At 41.3% G+C, this 23,867-nt stretch carries 21 protein-coding genes, 11 tRNA genes and 1 rRNA gene; 28 read left to right on the forward strand and 5 right to left on the reverse strand.

From position 1 onward, the window contains the following. The first annotated feature begins 161 nt into the window (after positions 1-161). Both LC455_RS29065 and LC455_RS29070 read left to right on the forward strand, forming a co-directional pair. On the forward strand, positions 162-1,985 hold the full coding sequence (locus LC455_RS29065) for an APC family permease (RefSeq protein WP_223596309.1): 1,824 nt from the start codon (positions 162-164) through the stop codon (positions 1,983-1,985). Positions 1,986-2,327: 342 nt separating this feature from the next. Continuing rightward, positions 2,328-2,663: a hypothetical protein gene (locus LC455_RS29070; protein WP_223596310.1), complete on the forward strand. Its 336-nt coding sequence runs from the start codon at positions 2,328-2,330 to the stop codon at positions 2,661-2,663. Here the strand turns inward: LC455_RS29070 and LC455_RS29075 are convergent. The 3 genes from LC455_RS29075 to mgtE all read right to left on the reverse strand — a co-directional run bounded on the left by LC455_RS29075 (position 2,660) and on the right by mgtE (position 6,013). Beyond that, positions 2,660-3,253 (reverse strand): DedA family protein, encoded by a 594-nt coding sequence (locus tag LC455_RS29075; RefSeq protein WP_223596312.1) that lies wholly within the window; start codon positions 3,251-3,253, stop codon positions 2,660-2,662. The genes LC455_RS29070 and LC455_RS29075 overlap by 4 nt on opposite strands. 83 nt (positions 3,254-3,336) lie before the next feature. Beyond that, positions 3,337-4,521 (reverse strand): FtsW/RodA/SpoVE family cell cycle protein, encoded by a 1,185-nt coding sequence (locus tag LC455_RS29080; protein WP_223596314.1) that lies wholly within the window; start codon positions 4,519-4,521, stop codon positions 3,337-3,339. A 133-nt stretch (positions 4,522-4,654) separates the two neighbouring features. After that, positions 4,655-6,013 carry a magnesium transporter gene (gene mgtE / locus LC455_RS29085; RefSeq protein WP_223596316.1) on the reverse strand — a complete coding sequence of 453 codons (1,359 nt, stop codon included), beginning with the start codon at positions 6,011-6,013 and terminating at the stop codon, positions 4,655-4,657. Positions 6,014-6,268: 255 nt separating this feature from the next. Between mgtE and LC455_RS29090 the strand changes: the two genes are divergently transcribed. The 7 genes from LC455_RS29090 to LC455_RS29120 all read left to right on the forward strand — a co-directional run bounded on the left by LC455_RS29090 (position 6,269) and on the right by LC455_RS29120 (position 14,424). Next, positions 6,269-7,045 (forward strand): hypothetical protein, encoded by a 777-nt coding sequence (locus LC455_RS29090; protein WP_223596318.1) that lies wholly within the window; start codon positions 6,269-6,271, stop codon positions 7,043-7,045. Positions 7,046-7,492: 447 nt separating this feature from the next. After that, positions 7,493-8,572, forward strand: coding sequence for a D-alanine--D-alanine ligase (locus LC455_RS29095; RefSeq protein ID WP_223596320.1), 1,080 nt, complete (start codon positions 7,493-7,495; stop codon positions 8,570-8,572). Positions 8,573-8,642: 70 nt separating this feature from the next. Then, positions 8,643-10,022 (forward strand): UDP-N-acetylmuramoyl-tripeptide--D-alanyl-D-alanine ligase, encoded by a 1,380-nt coding sequence (locus LC455_RS29100; RefSeq protein WP_223596321.1) that lies wholly within the window; start codon positions 8,643-8,645, stop codon positions 10,020-10,022. A gap of 28 nt (positions 10,023-10,050) precedes the next feature. Next, on the forward strand, positions 10,051-10,740 hold the full coding sequence (locus LC455_RS29105) for an alpha/beta hydrolase (RefSeq protein ID WP_223596322.1): 690 nt from the start codon (positions 10,051-10,053) through the stop codon (positions 10,738-10,740). A 205-nt stretch (positions 10,741-10,945) separates the two neighbouring features. Then, positions 10,946-12,430, forward strand: a complete 1,485-nt coding sequence (locus LC455_RS29110; RefSeq protein ID WP_223596323.1) for a DEAD/DEAH box helicase — start codon at positions 10,946-10,948, stop codon at positions 12,428-12,430. A gap of 70 nt (positions 12,431-12,500) precedes the next feature. Next, positions 12,501-12,980, forward strand: coding sequence for a PH domain-containing protein (locus tag LC455_RS29115; RefSeq protein WP_223596324.1), 480 nt, complete (start codon positions 12,501-12,503; stop codon positions 12,978-12,980). After that, on the forward strand, positions 12,973-14,424 hold the full coding sequence (locus tag LC455_RS29120) for a PH domain-containing protein (protein ID WP_223596325.1): 1,452 nt from the start codon (positions 12,973-12,975) through the stop codon (positions 14,422-14,424). The genes LC455_RS29115 and LC455_RS29120 overlap by 8 nt, the downstream gene beginning before the upstream one ends. Positions 14,425-14,443: 19 nt before the next feature. On the opposite strand, the gene LC455_RS29125 is transcribed toward LC455_RS29120, so the two are convergent. Then, complete coding sequence (locus LC455_RS29125) at positions 14,444-15,172, reverse strand: rhomboid family intramembrane serine protease (protein ID WP_223596326.1); 729 nt, start codon at positions 15,170-15,172, stop codon at positions 14,444-14,446. 91 nt (positions 15,173-15,263) lie between these two features. On the opposite strand from LC455_RS29125, the gene acpS reads away from it, so the two are divergent. From acpS to LC455_RS29155, 6 genes are all read left to right on the forward strand, one after another. Further along, on the forward strand, positions 15,264-15,611 hold the full coding sequence (acpS, locus tag LC455_RS29130) for a holo-ACP synthase (protein ID WP_223596327.1): 348 nt from the start codon (positions 15,264-15,266) through the stop codon (positions 15,609-15,611). 158 nt (positions 15,612-15,769) lie between these two features. Beyond that, the gene (locus tag LC455_RS29135) at positions 15,770-16,780 is read left to right on the forward strand and encodes a LolA family protein (RefSeq protein ID WP_223596329.1); all 1,011 of its coding nucleotides are present in this window, start codon (positions 15,770-15,772) and stop codon (positions 16,778-16,780) included. A gap of 84 nt (positions 16,781-16,864) precedes the next feature. After that, the gene (gene alr / locus LC455_RS29140; RefSeq protein ID WP_223596331.1) at positions 16,865-18,028 is read left to right on the forward strand and encodes an alanine racemase; all 1,164 of its coding nucleotides are present in this window, start codon (positions 16,865-16,867) and stop codon (positions 18,026-18,028) included. 184 nt (positions 18,029-18,212) lie between these two features. After that, entirely contained in the window at positions 18,213-18,494 is a 282-nt protein-coding gene (locus LC455_RS29145) for a CopG family ribbon-helix-helix protein (protein WP_223596333.1), read from the forward strand. A 4-nt stretch (positions 18,495-18,498) separates the two neighbouring features. After that, positions 18,499-18,849: a type II toxin-antitoxin system endoribonuclease NdoA gene (gene ndoA / locus LC455_RS29150; protein ID WP_007083556.1), complete on the forward strand. Its 351-nt coding sequence runs from the start codon at positions 18,499-18,501 to the stop codon at positions 18,847-18,849. 534 nt (positions 18,850-19,383) lie between these two features. Beyond that, a complete protein-coding gene (locus tag LC455_RS29155; protein WP_223596338.1) occupies positions 19,384-21,543 on the forward strand; it encodes a Tex family protein in 2,160 nt (719 codons plus the stop codon). Between the two features lie 20 nt (positions 21,544-21,563). Here LC455_RS29155 and cmpA read toward each other — a convergent pair whose 3' ends face one another. After that, positions 21,564-21,677, reverse strand: a complete 114-nt coding sequence (cmpA, locus tag LC455_RS29160; protein WP_223596335.1) for a cortex morphogenetic protein CmpA — start codon at positions 21,675-21,677, stop codon at positions 21,564-21,566. 96 nt (positions 21,678-21,773) lie between these two features. On the opposite strand from cmpA, the gene LC455_RS29165 reads away from it, so the two are divergent. From LC455_RS29165 to LC455_RS29225, 13 genes are all read left to right on the forward strand, one after another. Next, positions 21,774-22,247 carry a SprT family protein gene (locus LC455_RS29165; RefSeq protein WP_223596337.1) on the forward strand — a complete coding sequence of 158 codons (474 nt, stop codon included), beginning with the start codon at positions 21,774-21,776 and terminating at the stop codon, positions 22,245-22,247. 115 nt (positions 22,248-22,362) lie between these two features. Continuing rightward, a tRNA-Asn gene (locus LC455_RS29170) sits at positions 22,363-22,437 on the forward strand. A gap of 4 nt (positions 22,438-22,441) precedes the next feature. Then, positions 22,442-22,532 (forward strand) — tRNA-Ser (locus tag LC455_RS29175). 10 nt (positions 22,533-22,542) lie between these two features. Continuing rightward, positions 22,543-22,614, forward strand: a tRNA-Glu gene (locus LC455_RS29180). A gap of 49 nt (positions 22,615-22,663) precedes the next feature. Next, positions 22,664-22,740 (forward strand) — tRNA-Asp (locus LC455_RS29185). Between the two features lie 26 nt (positions 22,741-22,766). Next, positions 22,767-22,841, forward strand: a tRNA-Gln gene (locus LC455_RS29190). 173 nt (positions 22,842-23,014) lie between these two features. Next, positions 23,015-23,087 (forward strand) — tRNA-Lys (locus LC455_RS29195). 17 nt (positions 23,088-23,104) lie between these two features. Continuing rightward, positions 23,105-23,189 (forward strand) — tRNA-Leu (locus LC455_RS29200). A 61-nt stretch (positions 23,190-23,250) separates the two neighbouring features. After that, positions 23,251-23,336: transfer RNA gene (locus tag LC455_RS29205), tRNA-Leu, on the forward strand. Between the two features lie 61 nt (positions 23,337-23,397). Beyond that, positions 23,398-23,474: transfer RNA gene (locus tag LC455_RS29210), tRNA-Arg, on the forward strand. Between the two features lie 6 nt (positions 23,475-23,480). Then, positions 23,481-23,557: transfer RNA gene (locus LC455_RS29215), tRNA-Pro, on the forward strand. A gap of 14 nt (positions 23,558-23,571) precedes the next feature. Then, a tRNA-Gly gene (locus LC455_RS29220) sits at positions 23,572-23,645 on the forward strand. Positions 23,646-23,758: 113 nt separating this feature from the next. Further along, positions 23,759-23,867: ribosomal RNA gene (locus tag LC455_RS29225) — 16S ribosomal RNA — on the forward strand; the annotation flags it as partial.

Below are 23,867 nucleotides of genomic sequence, written 5' to 3' on the forward strand. Positions count from 1 at the left end.
AGAATCTCTTGTCTCCATGTTTTTTTCTGGCCTCATAATCGAGTGAGTTTCGTAAAGAATAACGATAAGAATGCTTGTCAAAAATAAAACACTTCAAATAATCCCATATGTTGTGATAAAATCAATCGGTAATTCTACTTCAAAAACGGTGGGTGAATCCCTTGCTCTCTTCTGTTAAGAGATTATTAATCGGCCGGCCGCTAAAATCAACGGCTTTAGGCGAACAAAAATTAAATATTTTAAAAGCGTTAGCGATTTTGTCTTCGGATGCCCTATCGTCTGTAGCATACGGGACGGAGCAAATCCTGATCGTGCTTGCAACAATTAGCGTGATTGCGTTTTGGTACTCTATTCCCATTGCAGTAGGGATATTGGTTCTCTTAGCAGCTTTAATTTTGTCTTATCGGCAAATTATCTATTCTTACCCGCATGGCGGTGGTGCCTATGTTGTTTCAAAGGAGAACATTGGCGAGAAGGCTGGTTTAATTGCAGGTGGTTCATTATTAGTTGATTACATATTGACGGTGGCTGTTAGTGTATCGGCGGGGACAGATGCCATCACCTCTGCGTTTCCATCTTTACATGCACACACTGTTTCTATTGCCTGTGTGTTAGTTATTTTCATTACGATTTTAAATCTCCGCGGGATTACAGAGTCTGCTTCGATTCTGGCTTATCCGGTTTATTTATTTGTTGTTGCACTGTTTATTTTAATTGGGGTGGGGATTTTTAAGATCTTTACTGGCGAAGTATCGCCGACACATCATGTAGCCATTGGGGCTCCTGTTCAGGGAATAACGTTATTTTTGCTCCTGCGCGCGTTTGCTTCCGGGTGCTCGGCATTAACAGGGGTTGAGGCTATTTCGAATGCGATACCCAATTTTAAAGACCCTGCCCCAAAGAATGCAGCTAAAACGCTCATTTTAATGGGGTCACTCCTTGCTCTTTTATTTACGGGAATTACTTTCCTCGCTTATTATTACGGAATTGCTCCAAAGGCAGAGGAAACGGTTGTATCACAAATTGCCAAAGAAACCTTTGGACGAAATTATCTTTACTTCTTTGTCCAAGGAACGACCGCCCTTATTCTGGTGCTGGCCGCCAATACCGGCTATTCTGCGTTTCCATTGTTGGCCTTTGCTCTTGCAAAGGATAAATATATGCCAAGGATGTTTACCATCAGGGGCGACCGGCTTGGCTATTCGAACGGGATTGTTTCCTTAGGTATCGCTTCAATCCTGCTTATTATTGCATTTAAAGGGAAGACAGAGCACTTAATCCCTCTTTATGCGGTCGGGGTATTTATTCCATTTACACTGTCACAAACGGGGATGATTATAAAGTGGCTTCGAGAAAAGCCGGCTGGATGGGTAGCGAAGCTAAGTGCCAATTTAATTGGCGCGCTTATTACTTTAACCGTGCTCATTATCTTCTTTGTTACAAAATTAGGGCAAGTATGGTTTGTGTTTATTTTCCTTCCATTAATCGTAATTGCATTCCTGAGAGTTAAAGTGCATTATGAAGCGGTTGGGGAACAATTAAGAATTGATCCGGAAAAACCGGCCCTTCAAATCGATGGGAATGTGATTATTGTTCCGGTTGCAGGAATCACAAAGGTTGTTGAAAACTCCATTAATTATGCCAAGTCGTTAACGGATCAAATTTTTGCGGTATATGTTTCGTTTGATCGTGAAGATGAAAAGCGCTTTGAGGAAAAATGGGAGAAATGGCAGCCGGATGTCCGTCTTGTTACCTTGCAGTCGCATTACCGCAGTGTGCTTCAGCCACTATCAAAATTTATTGATACGGTCGAGCATAAAGCAAGTGAGAATAATTACCGGGTTACTGTATTGATTCCGCAATTTATCACGAAGAAGAGCTGGCATAATATCCTGCATAATCAATCCAGCCTATTAATTCGGACCTATCTGATTTTTAAAAAGAAAGTCATTGTCTCAACATTGCCGTTTCATTTTAAAAAGTAAAAACTGGCAATGCCGCTTGGGGATTTTTGTGATAGAATGATTTTATTAAATAAATATAAAAAAGTTTTCTAGGGTTCCGTGGCTTTTTAGAAGTCAGTCTGGTCCGAGAGAAAACGCACACAAACTTTGAGAATCGTCTAGCAGCAGCGCCTAGGGGCTCGCAGGTCTACAGCCAATCCGTCAAGAAGGTTAAAGAGCAACCTTCTCGCCGGCTCGTCTTATGCCTGTCGCCCCTGGTCAAGGCGCTTCCGCTTTTGAGTGTGTACACGGAAGGATAAAAGCCTGGGAGAATTATCGATGAACGATATTTCTTCTAGGCTTTTTATTTTGGGGAGGGAGAACATGATGGAATTTTTAGTTGAAAATAAATGGGCTATATTAGTCAGTCTTGAGGTACTTGCGTGGTCATCCACCTTTTTTCTGTTATATGCCCGCTATGGATTAAAATCGGATTTCTGGTTTAAGATCGCAACTTTCCTGGTGATCATTACAGGAGTAATTCCACAAGTGTTAATGGGAATTATAAACTTTATCTCAACGGGTAAATTAGATTTATTTACTTTGATCATTGTCCTGCTCATTATTTACGGACTGACCATCGGCAAGCAGCATGTGAAAAAACTGGATGCCTGGGCTCAAAGGAAATTTTCTAAAAACGATGAAAACCACCGCGCTTAGTCGGTGGTTTTCTTTGTTTTTTTGATTAAAAAGTAAATGGCTCCAATCACAAGGGCGGCAATAATAAATGGCACGACAAATGGATGGGCTTTTTCTTTAATATGGGACCAGTTGCTGCCCAAGGTTTGACCTAAATAAAGGAATAGGATGGTCCACGGAAGGACTGCTGCCACGGTATAGAGAGTAAATTTAGCAGCTGACATTTTGGCAATACCGGCTGGAATGGAGATGGCGTGTCGGACAACCGGAATAAATCGTGCCGAAAATATAACGCCGGCTCCGTATTTATTAAACCAATTTTCAGCAATATCGATATGGCTCTTTTTTATCAGGACATATTTTCCGTATTTCTCTAAAAAAGGACGGCCTCCATAATATCCTGCCCAATATAAAAACAATTGGGCAATCGTGCCGCCGATCGTACCGGCAATGACGGCACCAGGAAAACCGAGATGACCTTGAGAAATCATATAACCGCCATAGCCTAAAACAATCTCACTTGGGATAATCTCTATCATCAATCCTAAGGCAATGCCGAAATAACCTAATTGCGATAAGAACTCCAAAATAGAGTTAATATAGTGTGCCATAGTTCACCTTCACTTAAGTAAATATATATTTTCAATATGATTTATTTTATAACAGTTTATCTAATAAAGAAATATTTTGGTTTTCATGAACTAAATGATTTTTCAGAAGAGAACATATAGGTTCGATGGTGATAGCGGATGCTGTACACCAGGCCCATAGCAAACATATTGCCCATCAGCGAGCTGCCGCCATAGCTAATAAACGGCAAAGGAATGCCGGTTATTGGAAGTACCTGAATCGTCATGCCGACATTTTGAAAGACATGGAAGGTCAATACACTGATAATTCCCGTACAGACATATGTATTAAAGGGATCGGTCGTCTCTAAAGAAGTCTTAATTAAATGGTAAATAAGCATAAAGAAAAGGCCGATAACAATACTGCCGCCGACAAATCCATACTCCTCACCGATGACGGCAAAGATAAAATCGGTATGGGCTTCAGGAATATACACTTCGCGTTGGCTAAAACCCTTTCCGGAAATGAGACCGGAACCGATGGCACTTAATGATTTTAATAAGTGGTAGCTGGAACTGGTGGAATGATTATTTGGATCAAGCCAGGCATAAATCCGGTTAAATTGATAGGTTTGAACATGAAGGTATTTTTCAAGAAATTCAGGCTTTTGCAAAACGAGATAAAAAATTAGGCCTGCAAGGGAGGCAGAAAAGCTGTAAATCGGTAAAATGATTTTCCATGTGATCCCAGACAATAAAATCATCCCAGTTAGAATTGAGAGAATAACGAGTGCTGTTCCCAAGTCAGGCTGCAGCATAATTAATCCGAGCGGAACTGCCGTGGTAATCGCCAATTTACATAGTAAACGAAAATCCGTTTTCAGCGATTTCTCCAAATGCTTTTCTTGATGGGTGGTAATGACACGGCTAAGAGCTAAAATTAAAAAGGTTTTAACAAATTCGGAAGGCTGGATTGAGCCTAGTTTGGGAATGATGAACCAGCTTTTTGCCCCATTTCGATGGGGAGCAATGGACTCCGGCGCAAGAAAAACAGCAAGCAGCAACAAAAGACCCAATCCATATAAATACCAGGAGAGACGCTTGTACTGATAGCTATCGATAAAGATGGATACTAAGATAATTCCAGCCCCAACGGCATACCAGAAAACTTGTTTGACTAAAAAATTTTCATCGTACTGGGCAGAGGTTTGTGCACTATAGATGGCCACACAACTTATCAGGAAAAAAAGAATCAATAATAATGTTAACGTCCAATCAAATCGGTCTGCTTTTTTTACGTATCTTTCCATTCGTCACACCCATTTTATCCGCGATTAAGGAGGTGCTGCTGAAAGAGATTAGCTTTGTGCGCCACACCCTTTAGGAAATATATTACATTCCTATAACATATATAACGATTATGGGGATAAAAGGTTTCATTTTTTACATTAAATGCTTTAGAAACATTGTAGCAATCCCAAAATAGGTGAGGAGCGAAAAAATATCATTTAAGGTCGTAATAAGCGGCCCTGAGGCAACAGCCGGGTCGATTTTAAAACGGTACAAAATAAGCGGGATGATAGTGCCCGCAAGTGTCCCAATAATCAACGTGAAAAATAGCGAGCAGCCAACTACTGCTCCTAAAATTAGATTTCCCTGCCAAATATAAGCAATAATCGAAATCAGGACGGCACAGGTGATCCCAATCGTGATGCCTACCCCAAGCTCGCGGATGACCAAACGGACAACCACTCCTTTATTGATATCATATGAGATGAGACCTCTCACGACCACTGCGAGGGATTGCGTGCCGGTGTTCCCGGTCATCCCGGCAATCATCGGCATAAAAAAGGCGAGAGCGACAACCTGCTTAAGGGTATCTTCGAAACTGCTGATGATCCTTCCGGAAATAAGTCCAATAAATAAAAGGAGAATGAGCCACGGCAGCCTTCTGGCGGCGGCTATGAATGTTTTTGTTTCAAAGTCAATCGATTTCCCCGTTGCCGATAATTTTTCAATGTCTTCATTGGCCTCTTTGATGACAACATCGATAATATCATCGACGGTGACAATTCCAACAAGGACATTTTCCTCATCGACAACAGGAACTGCTAAGAAGTCATAACGCTCGGCTGTTTGCGCGACTATTTCCTGGTCTGTCAGGACCGATACAGAAATCACCCGCTCATACATGATAGCTTCGATTTTTTCCTCCAGCCCAGCTAAAAGTAAGTCACGGTAAGATACAACGCCGACCAGTTTTCGGTCTTCATCGGTGACATACAGATAATTCATCGATTCGGCAAACTCTGCAAAGCTTTTAAACTTATCGACTGCTTCTCGAACTGAATAATAGCTGCGAATCCAGATAAAACGGTTCGTCATGATCCTGCCTGCGGTTTCTGGCGGATACTTCATGATATCCTTAACAGCCTTGGACTCCTCTGTGTTCATCCCTGATAGGAGGGAATCCTTTTTCTCGGGAGATAAATCATGTAACAATAAAGCCAAGTCATCGTTATCCATTAAATCGAGGACTTTACTGGATTTCTCAAAGCCGAGCTTATTCAACAAATCGAGCTGCTCTGTCGTTTCAAGCTCCTCCATGAGGTCGGCAAGGACGTCGAAATTTAAAAAGAGAAGAAACCGTCCTTTATGCTTCTCCGGTAAATCCTCATAGATTTTCGCAATATCATAGGGCTGAAGCTCCTCTAAAATCGCCTCAAAATCAACTTTTTTATTTTCTTTTAACGTCTTAATTATATATAAACTTAACTCATCCTGTGACATATCTTTAATCATGCTGATTAACCTCACTTTAAAAACCAATAATAACTTATACATAGTATATGTATTTTTTAGGGTGTCAGGCACCAATAATAAAATTGCTATGATGTAAACGGTGTTAATCAAAAAATATTTTTTGTAAAAGAATTGAAATAAGCTATTTGGCCTATTATTTGATAAAATGAGGAAGTATGGAAAAGGGTATTTGGCAGTTTATTGGAAAAGGAAAATTAATATAAATATATTGTGTTTGAACGGAGGAGTTTGGCTTTGAAGAAGCATCATCAAGACATACGGGATCTCATTTATGTCCATTTAAATCAAACAGACCAGTATGTAATGTCCTACGGTATTGAATTCGATGAATTTACGGCTGCTTTTTCAGGTTCATTAAACCATTTGCTGCTATTAGCGCACCGTTTTGATGATGCTGATTTTAATATGCACACACTGCTCGAATATTGTCCGGAAGATAGAATTAATAAATTGGCTGCAGAAGATGTCTATAGTTACGGGAATTTTTGCTGGATTGATTTTATTGAGGAAGATGGGCTGAATGAGCTGACAGGGCAGGAGATGGCAGAACTTTTATACTTAGGACACCATAAGCATCATTTAAAATTGCCATTTTATAATAAACTGGGTAACCGTTTTGTTTATTTGGCGCAGGATGACGGCTGGTATAACAAAATCTATTACCGCAGCTTCAAGGACTTTTTTCATTTACTAAGCATCGCCCTGGCAGCAAAGCTCGGGGAGCTTAAACCGGAAAAATCCCTTCTCGGACTTAGAAAAAAACGGTCATATCCTCCGGTGGCGAAGGAAATCCTCCTTTCGTTAACACCTTTCATTAAAGAAGGAATTTGCATATCCTTAAGGGATGCGGACCATCAGCGCACGAAGATTGAAGTTCCAATCTGGGTCATCGGCGATTTTGCCAATATGGACGATATGTATGAGGAATATCAGGACATCTCAAATAAGCCATTCCATGCCAAACTCATCTTTGACAAAAAAACGAAGGAATGGAAGCTGAATGTCATATAAAAAATAGGTAGGTTGCCTAGTGTTAATTTTTTCACTCTGTTGATTGGAGCGGAAGGCGCGAGACTCCTCGAAAATGCTATCGCATTTCCTTCGTGCGTGGGCGGATTCGAGGATGTAATTCAATGTCCTGCGGGAGAACGGGGCAGGGGAGACCCCGCAGGCGCTTTAGCGCCGAGGAGGCTCCACGGACCGCCCGCGAACCGCTCGCGCCTGGAGCGGAAATCAACAGCCAAGTTAACATAGCTAAAAAAATAGTCCCGCCTTGGGGCTATTTTTTCATGAGGATCTGGATGACAAAATTCCGATGGATTAGTTTTTAAGCAAGCAGTATCGTTCATAAACTAATCAATAGAGAAAAACATTTAAAATGGGCTATTACACATTTCCTTTCTTAATTAATAAAGTGTTAAAATAATACGTGAATGAGAATATGGAGGTTTGTTTCGTATGAAAACAAAACTAGGTTTGTTATATGGAGGAAAATCCGCTGAACATCAGGTATCCCTGCAAACGGCATTAGCGGTAATTAAAGCATTAGACCTTGAAAAATTTGATATTCATCCTATTTACATAAACACAAGCGGACAATGGATTAAAGGACCGCAGTTAAGTGAGCCGCCGGCAAATGTCAAAGCACTTGAATTCTCTCAAGGAAATCAATTGTCGCCATTATCCTTGGCACCATCCCTTTTCCAAGCCGAGAAACAAGAAAGAGAACCATTGGATGTCATTTTTCCATTGCTGCATGGACCTAACGGTGAAGATGGAACCGTGCAAGGCTTGTTAGAACTATTAAACTTGCCGTACGTCGGAAATGGGGTTCTAGCTTCGTCCGCTGGAATGGATAAGGTAATGATGAAGAATGTGTTTGCGCAAGCCGGACTCCCACAAGTAAATTATGTTGCTTTTATTAAAAGTGAATGGGCGAAGGCGAAGGATGAGTCTTATGCGAAGGTGGAGGAAGAGCTTGGCTATCCTTGCTTTGTGAAGCCGGCGAATCTTGGCTCGAGCGTCGGCATCAGTAAATGCCGAAACCGCACTGAGTTAGAGGCTGCATTCGTTGAGGCTTTCCAATTTGACCGAAAAGTCATTATTGAAGAGGGTGTTATTGCCCGTGAGATTGAAGTAGGCGTTCTCGGCAATGATGAGCCGGAAGTCTCTGTTGCCGGTGAAATTGTGCCGAAAACAGACTTTTATGATTATAAGGCAAAGTATGAAGATGGCGATACAGCCCTAATTATTCCTGCCGATATTAGTGAAGAGGAATACGCTGAGATTAAGGAAATGGCTATCGGAGCCTTTAAAGCATTGGATTGTTCCGGTCTTGTGCGCGCCGATTTCTTTTTAACGAAGGAAGGCAAAGTTCTAATTAATGAAGTAAATACAATGCCAGGTTTCACGCCATTCAGTATGTTCCCGCTATTGTGGAAGCACACCGGGGTCGAGTATCCGCAGTTAATTGAACGTCTCGTAAATCTTGCAGAAGAAAGACATGCAGAGAAACAAAATATTAAATACACGTTCTAATCAAAACAACAGGTGACACGGCTGAACTGCCGTGTCCATTTACATTTAAAAATAAAGGAGGGTATCAACAATGATAAAACGTTCTTTACAGCAAGTTGCTGAAATGATTTCTGCTAAAAATGATATCACTTCATTTGCTAAAACGATGATTTCTGGTGTTTCAATCGATTCCCGTAAAATAGGAGCAGGGAACCTGTTCGTTCCGTTTAAAGGAGAACATGCTGATGGACATAAATATGTAGAGGATTCTATCCGTAAGGGCGCGGCTGCTGCCCTTTGGCAGAGTGATGTACCAAATCCTCCGACCCATTTGCCAATCCTGATTGTCGAGGACTGCCTGGAAGCTTTACAGGAATTAGCACGTAAGTACCGACGAGAGCTAGCCGTGAAAGTCGTCGGGATCACGGGAAGTAACGGAAAAACGACCACAAAAGATATGACAGCGGGAATTTTATCAACCCAATATAAAGTTCAAAAAACGGAAGGGAATTATAATAATCATATTGGCCTCCCGTTAACTGTATTAGGCTTGGATGAGGACTCGGAAATTGCCGTCTTGGAAATGGGGATGAGTGGCCGGGGAGAAATTGAATTTTTAACAAAGCTCGCCTGCCCTGATGCTGTCGTGATTACAAACATCGGGGAATCACATCTTTTGGACCTTGGCTCCCGTGAAGGAATTGCCGAAGCAAAGCTTGAAATCCTCCAAGGCCTGCAAGATGGCGGTATTGCCGTCCTGCATGGTGATGAGCCGCTGCTCATGGAACGGATTCAACAATATAAAGGAAATATTCAAGTTCAAACGTTTGGCAGAACGGATGAGAATGATTTCTATCCAACTGAAATTATTCAAATGGAGCAGGGAAACCGCTTCACCATTAACGCTGCAAATGAATGGTTTGAACTACCTGTGTTAGGAACTCATAATATTTTAAATGCCTTAGCATCGATGCTGATTGCCCGTTATTTTTCCGTCCCTTTTGACAAAATAAACGAAGGGCTAAAAGGGATTAAACTGACAAATATGCGCATGGAGTTAGTCGAAGGCAGTCACGGAGAAAAAATTATCAATGATGCTTACAATGCCAGTCCAACCTCAATGCTCGCTGCAATTGAACTCGTGGCAAACCTTCAAGGCTATGAGCGAAAAGTCCTTGTTCTTGGCGACATGCTAGAGCTTGGGCCTGAAGAGGAGCAGTATCATTCTCAAATTGGAGAACGCTTAAGCAGCGATAAAATTGATTTTCTATTTACTTTTGGAAACCTAGGCAGATATATTGCCAAAGGAGCAAGCGAAAAGCTTGGCGAAGATAGAGTTTTTGCTTTTACTGAAAAGCGCGAGCTCCTTCAAGAATTAGAGCAGTATGTAAACGAAAAAACATTGGTGCTAGTTAAGGCATCCAGAGGGATGAGATTAGAAGAAATCGTCACAGCCCTGCAAGGTAAATAATGGGTTTTAAAAATGGCAGGTGAGCATTATGATTGGCTGTTTATGTATTCATGGTTTTACGGGAGCGCCCTATGAAGTAGAACCGCTTGTCGAATACTTGAAAGAGCGAACAGATTGGATATTCAGTGTCCCAACACTGCCTGGTCATGGTGAGTCGGGGTCGTTAAAAGGGATCCACTTTGATGAGTGGATTCATCATGCCGAGGAAGAATTGAAAAGTCTGATTGAAGTTTGTGATACCGTGTACGTGATTGGCTTTTCCATGGGTGGCATGATTGCCAGCTTTCTGGCAGCCCAATATCGTGTGGACAAGCTTGTATTATTAAGTGCGGCAGCCTTTTATGTGAATCCTAAACAATTGGCAGCGGATATTTTCTCTGCCCTGAAGGATTCAGTAAATGGAAACTTACAGAAGAATGAATTATTTCAGCGCTATAAAAGAAAAATAACAGAAACCCCACTTGCGGCCACCTTGCAATTCCGTCGGCTTGTTTCCTTTATCAAACCTATGCTGCATCAGGTACAGACGCCGACTTTAATCGCACAAGGAGAGTGTGACGGGATTGTGCCGCCGAAAAGTGCTGAATACTTATTTCAGACGATTGGTGCTAATCAAAAAAAACTCACCTATATTAAACAGTCGAAACATCATATTTGTCATTGCGAGGAAAAAGAGGCCCTATTTTCCCAAGTATTGGATTTTTTGATGGAGCAGTAAGGATGTATAGAATTTGTCTTTATTGCATTATACTAATGTAAATGGTATGATTATCATCAACGTGTCTAAAGAACGATGAAAATAGGGCATACTCCTTTGGAGAATGTCTTTTTTTTGATAAAATAATGATGTACCTGATACGTATCGGAAAAAATATTCAGCACGATTTAAAATATTTTCATATAGATGAAGGAGATTGAAAACATTGACCAAGTTTCAAGAATTAGGCCTAAGTCAGGCCACTTTAAAAGCTGTCCTCAAAATGGGTTTTGAGGAAGCGACCCCAATCCAAGCAGAAACGATTCCATTGAGCCTAGAAAATAAAGACTTGATCGGCCAAGCTCAAACAGGAACTGGTAAAACCGCTGCATTTGGAATTCCATTGGTTGAAAAAGTTGATACGACTGCTGATGCAATTCAAGGGATTATTATTGCGCCTACACGGGAATTAGCGATTCAAGTATCAGAGGAACTTTATAAAATCGGATCAGGTAAAAGAGTTCGTGTACTTCCGATTTATGGAGGTCAGGATATTGGACGCCAAATCCGTTCATTAAAGAAAGCTCCTCACATTATCGTTGGTACTCCTGGACGTGTGTTAGACCATATTAACAGAAAAACAATGCGCTTAGATACTGTTAACACGGTTATTCTTGATGAAGCAGATGAAATGTTAAATATGGGATTCATTGAAGATATTGAATCTATTCTTGCATCAACACCGACTGAGCGCCAAACATTACTTTTCTCAGCTACAATGCCGGGACCAATTCAAAGAATGGCAGAGAAATTCATGAAGGACCCTCAAGTTGTTCGTGTGAAAACGAAAGAAATGACGGTTCCTTTAATTGATCAATACTATCTTGAAACACAAGAGAAAAACAAATTTGATGTGTTAACAAGACTATTGGATATTCAATCACCGGAGCTGGCGATTGTTTTTGGCCGTACAAAACGCCGTGTCGATGAATTAGCTGAGGCATTGAATTTAAGAGGGTATACGGCAGAAGGTATTCATGGCGATCTAAGCCAGGCAAAGCGTCTGCAGGTTCTTCGTAAATTTAAAGAAGGAACAATTGATGTTCTTGTCGCAACAGACGTAGCAGCACGTGGTCTTGATATCTCTGGTGTTACACATGTTTACAATTTCGATATTCCACAGGATCCAGAAAGCTATGTTCACCGTATTGGACGTACTGGCCGTGCCGGAAAAGCAGGCGTAGCAATGACATTCATTACACCACGTGAAAAGTCTTACCTTGCTGTGGTTGAAAAAACTACGAAGCGGAAAATGGAAAGAATGAAGGCGCCGACTCTTGATGAAGCGTTAGAAGGCCAACAGCGTGCAGTTGTTGATAAAATCACGCAAACAATTGAGTCCAACAATCTTCATTATTACAAAGCAGCAGCAGATGAATTGCTAGAAGCAAATGATGCTACAACAGTAGTAGCCGCTGTATTGAAGATGTTAACAAAAGAACCGGATACAACTCCAGTTAAATTAACAGAAGAAGCACCTCTTCCGCAAAAACGGGAAAGAAAGCCGTATAATGATCGTGACCGCCGTCGTAAGGATGATTCACGTGGAGGCTACAATTCTGACCGCCGAAAAAAAGCACCGGTCAAGCCAAGAAGCGGTGAGAAAAAAACTGGCGGAAGATCTTCAAAGCCAAGAAGCTTTAACCATTAAGACAAAAAGCATGGATATTATATCCATGCTTTTTTGAATATACTAATTGGGATGGTAGGAGGAGGGTTCTATGTTCTCTAAACCGCAAAAACGAATTTCTGCAAAAGCCCTAAAGGTGTGGCGCATCTCAGGTATCATTAAATCAGCAATTGGCTGGTCAATCACCGCTTTATTCCTTTTCCTCATACATATTTTCGACTGGCCTTTTTGGATTTCCGTCCTCTTAATCGTGCTTGGAGTGATTTTTCCCTTTTTACATATTATTCTATTACCTGCTTTAAGATGGAAGCGCTGGCGATATGAGGTGCGGGAAGAGGAAATTGAATTGCAGGAAGGAATTTTTATCATCACCCGCACGCTCGTCCCGATGGTTCGGGTCCAGCATGTGGATACCGTACAAGGTCCAATTTTACGAAAATATAAGCTTGCCTCTGTGGTTGTTCATACGGCCGCTACTGCCCATGAGATTCCTGCCTTGGAAGAGAGCGAAGCAGAGGAATTGCGATTCTTTATTTCAAAATTGGCAAGGGTGGCGGAAGAAGATGTCTAAACCGAAACGGCTTCATCCAATCGCAAGTGTGATTCAAACTGGTAAGAGATTAAAAGGCTTCACCCTGCCTGGGATTGCCTTTATCATCTCTGTTGGCCGGCATGGCAAGGAAGGTTTAGTGGGTTCTTTGGTCATTTCGTTAGTCGTTGTTTTTATTATTTTATTTACAGGGATACTATCTTGGTTAAGGTTTACTTTTCGTTTCGAAAACGATGAACTTCGGATTGAACATGGAGTCTTTATCCGCAAGAAACGTTATATTCCATTTGAACGGATTCAAAGCATCGATTTGACTGAAGGGATTTTGCAGCGAATATTTGGATTAGTGAAGGTTCAAATTGAAACTGCTGGCGGCGGTGGAGGTGAGGAGGCCGAAGCGGTCCTTTCGGCCATTTCCAAAGAAGAAGCTAGGCTGATTCAGGAGTATGTAGCCGCTGCAAAAATTGGTGGAGCGGGTGAGACGCAGTTTGTTCAAGAAGGACAGCCTGTTTTTAAAATTTCTTTCGGCCAATTAATGATTCTATCATTAACATCAGGTGGAATTGGAGTTGTGATATCTGCCATATTTGCGTTGCTTTCGCAATTAGACGACCTCATTCCGTTTCAACGATTATTTGGCAGTTTTGAAAAATGGGCGGTACATAATTTATTTATCATCGCAATCATCGTGTTTCTTGGGTTTTTCCTTGCATGGCTGATCGCACTGGTCATGACGATGCTGAAGTATGCGAATTTTACCGTTATGAAAACAGAGAAGGATTTCGTCATTTCACAGGGATTGTTAGAAAAAAGGCAAATTACCATTCCTTTGAACCGCATACAAGCTATCCGCGTTAGTGAAACTCTTGTCAGGCGCTTCCTCGGCTGCGGTACTGTCACTATTGAAAGTGCAGGCGGCTCCAATGCGAATCTCGAAGGTGCAAATGTCACTCTTTTGCCGATTGTAAAAGTGAAGCAAATTCAATCAATTATCGAGCCTCATTTACCTGATTATATCTTTGCGAATTCTTTCAACCCAGCCCCTAAACGGGCGATGTGGCGGTATATCTTACGCACCTGGTACTTCGTGATTCCAATTGTCCTTGTTTCGCTTATCTTTTTAAAAGTATGGGGTATGCTTTCTTTCATTTTATTAGCGCTTGTAACCAATTGGGCTATATTAAAATACAAGGCTGCAGGCTGGGCTCTCAATAAGCAGCAGCTAAGCTTGAGGTTTCAGTTTATAAAACGAACAACCGTTTTTATGAAGAAAAACAAAATTCAGAGCTTAGAAACGAGGGAAAGCCTTTTTCAACGGAAACGAAACCTAGGAACCATCGAAGCCAATGTTAAATCGGGAGTCGGTGCTGGGGGCGGGTCTGTCATTGATTTAGAAAAAAGTGATATAGAGAAAATCTTTGAATGGTATTCAAGAAATAAAAAAGGGGACTGCAACGAAGTTTAGCTTCGTTTGCAATCCACTTTTACCTTTGCGCTAAAAAAACAATAATGGCGATAATAATAATCGCACCCCAAATAATAAGCTTTATTGGAGATTGAAAAGACAGATTTTTTCTTTGGCTCCCAGCCCAGCTTGTCGTGACTTGAATGGAATCCGCCAAATCTTTTTTATTAAAATAAGGAATGGCGCCAAGTAAAAAACCGCCAAGTAACCCAAACAGGTGGGCTGTTATATTTATATTTGGCTGTATAAAGGTCATAATTAGACTGACTACGGAAAGAGTAATAATAATTTGGGAATTTTGCTTTGTGAGCATATGTTTCCGAAAAATAATAATCGCAATGTAATATCCAAACAGTCCAAATATTGCACCGCTTGAGCCAACATGCATATATGTTAACGGCTCAAGAAGCAGTGTTGCTAGATTAGCGATGAGTCCGCTGGTGAGATACACGAAAATAAATCTTCCGGATCCTAGCATACGCTCAAGGGCTGGTCCAAATAATACAAGCGAAAAACTATTAAACAGCATATGTGAAAAACTGCCGTGCATAAATGTCGGCGTAATCAGTCTCCAATATTGCCCTTCCATAATATAAAGATTGACGCCGGAAAGGTTTTCGAAGAACCAATCGTTTGGAAACATGGGTAAAATAGTTAAAAGATATAATGCTGCATGAATGGCAATAATAATAGAAACAATCGGATAATAGCGGATAAATTCCCGCAAGCTTTCGGTTCGAGTAAACATTATGGACCTCCTCTCATTACCATCATAAACAGAATGGCTATCTTGTACACTAATATGCTAGTAAGAATTTAAATAGAAGGAAGATAAAACGATGATTAAAGGGATTGGCATTGATATTATTGAACTTTCCAGGATTCGGGAATTGCTAAATAGACAGGGGAAATTTGCGGAGAGGATTTTAACTGCTCGTGAAAAGGATTCACTTGAAACCCTTTCTGAACGCCGTAAAGTAGAATTTCTAGCAGGAAGATTTGCTGCAAAAGAGGCTTTTTCAAAAGCCTTTGGTACTGGAATTGGCAAGGAGTTATCCTTTTTAGATATTGAAATTGCATCAGATTCATTTGGAAAGCCAATTATCGTTAAACCAGAGGTTAATGCTCATTTATCTATTTCGCACAGTCGTGAATATGCAGTTGCTCAAGTGATAATCGAAGAATAAGGATATATTTTTTAAACAGCTTGGCAATCTCCTTATCATAAACCCAAAGGTTGTCTCATATATTCATAGGGAAATAGGAGAGACAAGGTCAACTATGGGCATTCCCTGCCTTTCTCTTCTTAAAATCATATGAAATGAGACAAGAAGGGGTTGAAGGAATGAGGAAAAAGTTGTTGCTGCTCATGACGGGACTGATGGTCATCTTCATGCTTGCTGCCTGTGGCTCTAAATCGCAAGATGATGTGGTGAAGGAGTTAAATGGTAAACTCGGAGATCTGTCCGGTTATAAAGTAAATGCAAAAATGACACTGAAAATGGGTTCAGATTCTCAAGTTTATAACGTTGAAATCTGGCATAAAGATCCTACCTTTTATCGGGTAAATTTGAAAAATGCTGAAAAGGATCAAAGCCAAATGATATTGCGTAATGAACAAGGGGTATTTGTCTTAACGCCTGCGCTAAATAAAAGCTTCCGCTTCCAAAGCGATTGGCCGCAAAACAGCAGCCAAGCTTACTTGTATGAATCATTGATCAAGGATATTGTCGCAGATAAAAATGCCAAATTCTCGACAACAAAGGATTACTATGTATTTGAAACGAAAACCCGTTATCAAAACAATAGTATGCTTCCATTCCAGGAAATTAAACTGAATAAAAAAGATTTATCACCAGCTGTTGTCAAAGTGATGGATCCTGATCGAAATGCCCTGGTAACAGTGGAGTTCTCCAAGGTGAAATTTAACGCCAGCTTCGACAAGGACGCTTTCGATATGAAGAAGAACATGACTCGCGCTCAGCTTCATTTGCCGGCCATGGCAGAGGGCGGCGACAAGGCCTTTACGGTTAAGTATCCGACGGCTGAGTTGAAAGGAACAAAGTTAATTGGGGAAAAAGAAGTGAAGATCAAAAATGGAAAACGAGTTGTATTAACCTATGATGGCAAGAAGTCATTTACTCTAGTTCAGGAGAAAGTTACGGTTAAAGAAGCAACGGCTCCAACATACGTTGAAGGGGATATTGTTGATCTAGGATTGACCATCGGAGCAGTTACTGATCATTCCATCTCCTGGTCTCATGATGGCGTCGATTACATGATTGCTTCGAAAAACCTAACAAAAGAAGAATTGATTGATGTTGCACAATCAGTTCAAGGCGATGCGGTAAAATAAACGCTATCCTACAGGCTCTTTCCTAGAGCCTGTTTTTTTATGGTAAAATATAATAATGTGATAACTCTTATAGGAAGTGGAATTATGGAAAGTCTTGATCATTTTTATCGAGATACCTGGGCTGAAGTGGATTTAGATTGTATAGAAGAGAATATAACCTCCGTGAAAAATCATCTCCCTAAAGAGGTCGAAATCATCGCGGTTGTGAAAGCCAATGCTTACGGACATGGAGATGCTAAGGTGGCTGAAACTGCTTTGGCCGCAGGGGCTGCTTATTTAGCTGTTGCTTTTATGGATGAAGCTATCGCATTACGGAAAAAAGGCATTCAAGCTCCCATCCTGGTATTAGGTGCCTCGCGTCCTCAAGATGTGCATATGGCTGCAAAAAATCAGATCACTCTTACCGTTTTCCAAAAAGATTGGCTTGAGGAAGCAAAAAAACATTTGCAAGCTGGTGAGAAGCTAACCGTTCATATAAAGGTTGATACAGGCATGGGGAGACTTGGCATTCGTAGCAGTGAAGAGTTAAAAGAATTGGAGCAAATGATGGCGAATGAAGCAAGGTTTCTTTTTGAAGGAATCTATACCCACTTTGCGACAGCTGATGAACTGGATCAAACCTATTTTCAGCAGCAATTAGCTGCATTTGAAAATCTGCTGACTGCGTTAACGAAACGGCCGAAATATGTTCACTCCAGCAATAGTGCCGCTGCCATTCGTTTTCCAAAAGCTTACTTTAATGCAGTACGTCTTGGGATTGCGATGTACGGCTTAACACCATCGCTTGAGATGGAAAAAGAAATTCCTTTTTCTTTAAAAGAGGCCTTTTCCTTAAAAGCGCGGCTTGTCCATGTGAAAAAGATGCAAAAAGGCGATAAAGTGAGTTATGGGGCAACGTATGAGACAGGGAAGGATGAATGGATTGGAACGATTCCCATTGGTTATGCTGACGGATGGATTCGTAAGCTGTCCGGCCTAGAAGTGCTGGTGGATGGGAAGCGGGTGCCGATTGTCGGCAGAATATGTATGGATCAATGCATGATTCGCCTTCCTTATGAGGTTCCGGTTGGAAAAACAGTAACATTGATTGGGGCAGACGGTAACCAAACGATATCGATCAATGATATTGCTGCTAAATTGGAGACAATTAATTATGAAATCCCTTGTATGGTAGCAGGGCGTGTTCCGCGGCTTTACAAAAAAGGCGGTAAAATTGTCGAGATAAAAAATTATTTGCTCGATGAATAACTGGGTTAAAAAAAGAAATTTTAACATATTTATGATATTGCGGTTGTTTGTGCATAAAAGAGGCTTTTATTGGCTTATAATACAGTAGAATTATATTTAGTCTATGAATTGGGCTCGTTTAGTGTTATTATAAAATATGGTACAGATAAAAAATGGTGTGTAGTGATGGTGGAGGTGTATGTTTGTGTCTGAAACTGGCGCAACTACGGAAATCTTAGTGAAGTTACCGCAACACTTATTAACTGAGTTAGATGGTTTCGTAAAGCAGGAAAATGTAAACCGAAGCGAGTTTATCTACCAGGCAACAAAAATGTATTTACGCGAACGTAAAAAGAGACAAATTCGCGAGTCCATGAGACGTGGATACATGGAAATGGCAAAGATTAATCTTCGAATTGCATCTGAAGCATTTCAAGCAGAATATGAGGCAGAACACACAGTTGAACGTCTTGTAAGCGGAGGATAAACCTTTGATTGTCAAGCGTGGTGACGTTTATTTCGCGGACCTATCCCCAGTTGTTGGTTCTGAACAAGGCGGCGTCCGTCCTGTACTTGTCATCCAAAACGACATCGGGAATCGGTTTAGTCCCACAGTGATTGTTGCAGCGATTACAGCTCAAATTCAAAAAGCGAAGCTCCCAACTCATGTAGAAATTGATGCGAAGCGCTACGGATTTGAACGGGATTCGGTCATTCTGTTAGAGCAAATTCGTACAATTGATAAGCAGCGGTTAACCGATAAAATTACCCATCTCGATGACGAAATGATGGAAAAAGTGGATGAAGCCTTGCAAGTCAGCTTAGGTCTCATCGAATTCTAGTTAAATGAACGCTCTTTTTAAAAGAGCGTTTTTTCATACATATTCTGCCTTTATACATAAACTGCTTAGAAGCAAGCTTTCATGGCTTGCTTTTTTTTATAAAAATTTAATAGTGCCCGTGAAGGTGAAAAAAGAAAGGTAGCGGTCACTACTCATAAAGCCCGTGAGCAAGAAAAAAAGGAGTGGCGGTCGATAAGAGCGGTTCATAAAGCCCGTGAGCAAGAAAAAAAGGAGTGGCGGTCGATAAGAGCGGTTCATAAAGCCTGTGGGCAAGAAAAAAGAGAAGCGGCGGTCGATAAGAGCGGTTTATAAAGCCTGTGAGCAAGTAAAAAGAGGAGTAGCGGTCGATAAGAGCGGTTCATAAAGCCTGTGAGCAAGAAAAAAAGAAGCGGCGGTCGGTAAGAGCACTTCCAAATACCCGCGACCATGAAAAAGTCGTCGTGAAAAAGTGGGCAACACTCGTTTAATGAAACGACCCTGCTAATTTGATACAATAAGAAAAAAGATTGGAGGATTATTCTTGTGACTGAAACAATGGTAAAAGAAGATCAGTTGTTAGGGAAGATTGCCACCGAACTCGCTATTCCCTATAAGCAAGTTAAAAATGTTATCTCTCTATTAAATGAGGGAAATACAGTTCCATTTATTGCACGCTACCGAAAAGAAATGACCGGCGCTCTTGATGAAGTACAAATCCGCAATATCCTAGAACGCTGGCAATACATACAAAACCTTGAACAAAGAAAAGAAGAAGTTATTCGTATCATCTCTGAACAGGGTAAATTAACAGATGAACTCCAGCAAAATATAACAAGGGCTGAAAAACTTCAAGAGGTAGAAGACTTATATCGTCCATACAAACAAAAAAGACGAACCAAGGCCACTATTGCGAAAGAAAAAGGTCTCGAGCCATTGGCAGAATGGCTGCTAACTTTTTCGAACCAGAGTATCGAAGAGAAAGCAAAAGAATTTTTATCCGAGGAAAAAGAAGTCCGAACGATTGAAGAGGCTATCTCAGGTGCGAAAGACATCATCGCTGAAATGGTATCTGATGATGCGGAAGGCCGTAAATGGATTCGTAAAGAAACAACCAAATCCGGTACAGTTGCTTCTACGGTAAAAGAAGCAGAAAAGGACGAGAAAAATGTCTATGAAATGTACTATGAGTACGAAGAACCTGTAAACAAAATCGTTCCCCACCGAATTTTAGCTTTAAATCGTGGCGAAAAAGAGGACATTCTTCGAGTCTCAGTAAAAATGAATACCGACTTAATCCTGTCGTATCTATCTAAAAAATGGATCCATAAGACAAATTCATATGCAGCGCCGATCGTGTTAGAAGCGGTAGAAGACAGCTATAAACGCTTAATTCAACCATCAATTGAGCGTGAAATCCGTTCTGAGTTAACAGAAAAAGCAGAGGAACAAGCGATTCATATTTTTTCTGAGAATCTCCGTAATTTATTGTTGCAGCCGCCATTGAAGGGAAAAGTCGTCATTGGTGTCGATCCGGCTTACCGGACAGGCTGTAAATTAGCCGTTGTCGATGAAACGGGTAAAGTGCTGAAAATTGATGTGATCTATCCACATCTTTCCGATTTCAAAGCAAAAGAAGCGCGAGAAAAATTCATTAACATCCTGCGTGAATATAAGGTAGAAATGGCGGCAATCGGGAACGGTACCGCATCAAGGGAAACGGAGCAGTTCGTCGCTGATATTTTAAAAGAAATGGATGAAGAAATCTTCTATTTGATTGTCAATGAAGCTGGCGCCAGTGTGTATTCCGCCTCTGACTTGGCAAGGGAAGAATTTCCGAATTTCCAGGTTGAAGAAAGAAGTGCGGTATCCATAGCAAGACGTTTGCAGGATCCATTAGCTGAATTGGTAAAAATCGACCCGAAATCAGTCGGCGTAGGCCAATACCAGCATGATGTTTCACAAAAAAGACTTTCAGAATCGCTGCATTTTGTCGTAGAAACAGCGGTTAACCGGGTAGGCGTAAATGTAAATACCGCTTCATCCTCCCTTTTACAATATGTTGCGGGTTTAAACAAAACAGCTGCAAACAATATTGTCAAAATGCGAGAAGAGACAGGAAAATTCACTAGCAGGGTTCAGTTGAAGAAAGTGCCCCGCCTTGGTGCGAAAACCTATGAACAGGCTATTGGTTTCTTGCGGGTATTAGATGGGAAACAGCCTTTAGACCGGACAGGAATTCATCCGGAAAACTATGACGAGGTAAAAAAACTATTAGCAAAACTGGGCTTTACTACGGACGCTTTAGGTTCCGAAGAGTTAAAAGCTGCATTAAGCGGTCTTGACCTAAAGTCTGTTTCTGAAGAATTGGCGATTGGCGAATTAACGTTAAAAGATATCGTTGATGCTTTGGTGAGACCTGAGAGAGACCCGCGCGATGACTTACCTCGTCCACTCTTGAAAAAAGATGTATTAAAACTAGAGGACTTGAAAGCCGGTATGGAGCTGCAAGGAACTGTACGGAATGTTGTTGATTTCGGGGCATTTGTCGATATTGGCGTTAAACAAGACGGGCTTGTTCATATTTCAAAACTGAGCAACCGATTTGTAAAACATCCATTAGATATTGTTTCAGTCGGTGATGTGGTTACAGTTTGGGTAGATTCCGTTGATATGAAAAAAGGCCGGGTTGCCCTAACCATGCTGCAGCCATCTTAATTCAAGAGAAAACACTGCTTTTAAGAGCAGTGTTTTTTTCTGTAAAAAAACCAGCACTGGTTTAACATCTTGATCTGGTAGCGGTTCTTTTCATAGAAAGCTCTTTTCATTTGGTTTTGAAACCAAGTCGGCATAATTAAAACCTCCCGAAAAGCATTCTTCAATAAGGGTATAAACAATATATGCTATAATAGGTTGTCACGTTCGAAAAGAAAGGGAGGGGAGTTTAAGTGGATGATTCAAGTCTTCAGTTATTGGTAGAAAAAATATCAAGTGAATCATTTGGAAAACCATTTAAGCATCGTGCTTCCTTTAATCCTAGGTTAAAATCAACCGGCGGCAGATATCTTTTAAACACACACAATATTGAAATCAACAAAAAGTATTTAGAACAGCTTGGGGAAAAAGAATTAATCGGGATTATTAAACACGAACTATGCCATTACCATCTTCATCTTGAAGGAAAAGGATATCAGCATCGTGATCAAGACTTTAAAGTTCTTCTAAAAAAGGTTGGGGCACCCCGGTTTTGCACTCAACTCCCAGAACGGAAAGTAAAACGTTCTCTGAAAAAAATACTTGTCTATCAATGCACGAAATGCAGGCAATCCTATCAAAGAAAAAGAAGCATTAATACAAACAGATATGTGTGCGGAAAATGCAAAGGGAAATTGGCGAAGATCCAAGAGTTGATATTTGAGTAACATAAGATTTGGAAAAAATCTTTATTGAAAAATCATATTGACTTTATGTTAGTTCGTCATTATAATGTAAAGAGTCGACAGGGCAATCGCCTAACGTAGTCGAGATAATAATTATTCCGCAGTAGCTCAGTGGTAGAGCTATCGGCTGTTAACCGATCGGTCGTAGGTTCGAGTCCTACCTGCGGAGCCATATTGGGGAAGTACTCAAGAGGCTGAAGAGGCGCCCCTGCTAAGGGTGTAGGTCGGGTAACCGGCGCGAGGGTTCAAATCCCTCCTTCTCCGCCATGAAAATTTTGGCCCCTTGGTCAAGCGGTTAAGACACCGCCCTTTCACGGCGGTAACACGGGTTCGAATCCCGTAGGGGTCATCAGAAATGGAGAATGAGCTGAAGCTCATTTTCTATTTCTTAATTAATTGGTCTGGTAGTTCAGTTGGTTAGAATGCCTGCCTGTCACGCAGGAGGTCGCGGGTTCGAGTCCCGTCCAGACCGCCATTTAATTTTTATTTTTTTCTTATTTTTGGGCTATAGCCAAGCGGTAAGGCAACGGACTTTGACTCCGTCATGCGTTGGTTCGAATCCAGCTAGCCCAGCCATTTCTTTTATTGAGCCATTAGCTCATGAACATGAAATGAGCCATTAGCTCAGTCGGTAGAGCAGATTGCGAGCTTCAATGAACTTACTTCTGCGGGCAATCTGCGAGAAAGAACGAGAGTTCTTTTGAGCATCTGACTTAGGCTAATAAAAGATTAGGGAATCATCTTAGAATGAGCCATTAGCTCAGTCGGTAGAGCATCTGACTTTTAATCAGAGGGTCGAAGGTTCGAGTCCTTCATGGCTCACCTTTAGACAATATTATGCGGGTGTGGCGGAATTGGCAGACGCACCAGACTTAGGATCTGGCGCCGCAAGGCGTGGGGGTTCGACTCCCTTCACCCGCACCAAATATTTCCTCTTGAAAAGCAATTGATAATCTGATAAGATTATTTTTGTCGCCGATTTAATGCGGTCGTGGCGGAATGGCAGACGCGCTAGGTTGAGGGCCTAGTGGGGGCAACCCCGTGGAGGTTCAAGTCCTCTCGGCCGCACCAAAAAAGGATTTGACAAACCAAATTAAGTGTGATAAACTTTAAAAGTTGGTTTTAACAAGATGCGCCCGTAGCTCAATTGGATAGAGCGTCTGACTACGGATCAGAAGGTTATGGGTTCGACTCCTTTCGGGCGCGCCATTATTACGGGAAGTAGCTCAGCTTGGTAGAGCACTTGGTTTGGGACCAAGGGGTCGCAGGTTCGAATCCTGTCTTCCCGACCATTCAAATTTTATATGCGGGTGTAGTTTAGTGGTAAAACCTCAGCCTTCCAAGCTGATGTTGTGAGTTCGATTCTCATCACCCGCTCCAAATTACCTTATATAATTGTTCTTTGAAAACTAAACAAACAAAAACGTCAACAAACAATAATATTCGTTTCTTTCGAAACGAAGCCAACGTTTTAATTTATGAGCTAATCAACTTTCTTGGAGAGTTTGATCCTGGCTCAGGACGAACGCTGGCGGCGTGCCTAATACATGCAAGTCGAGCGAGACTCTTCGGAGTCTAGCGGCGGACGGGTGAGTAACACGT

This window comes from Neobacillus bataviensis, assembly GCF_019969725.1.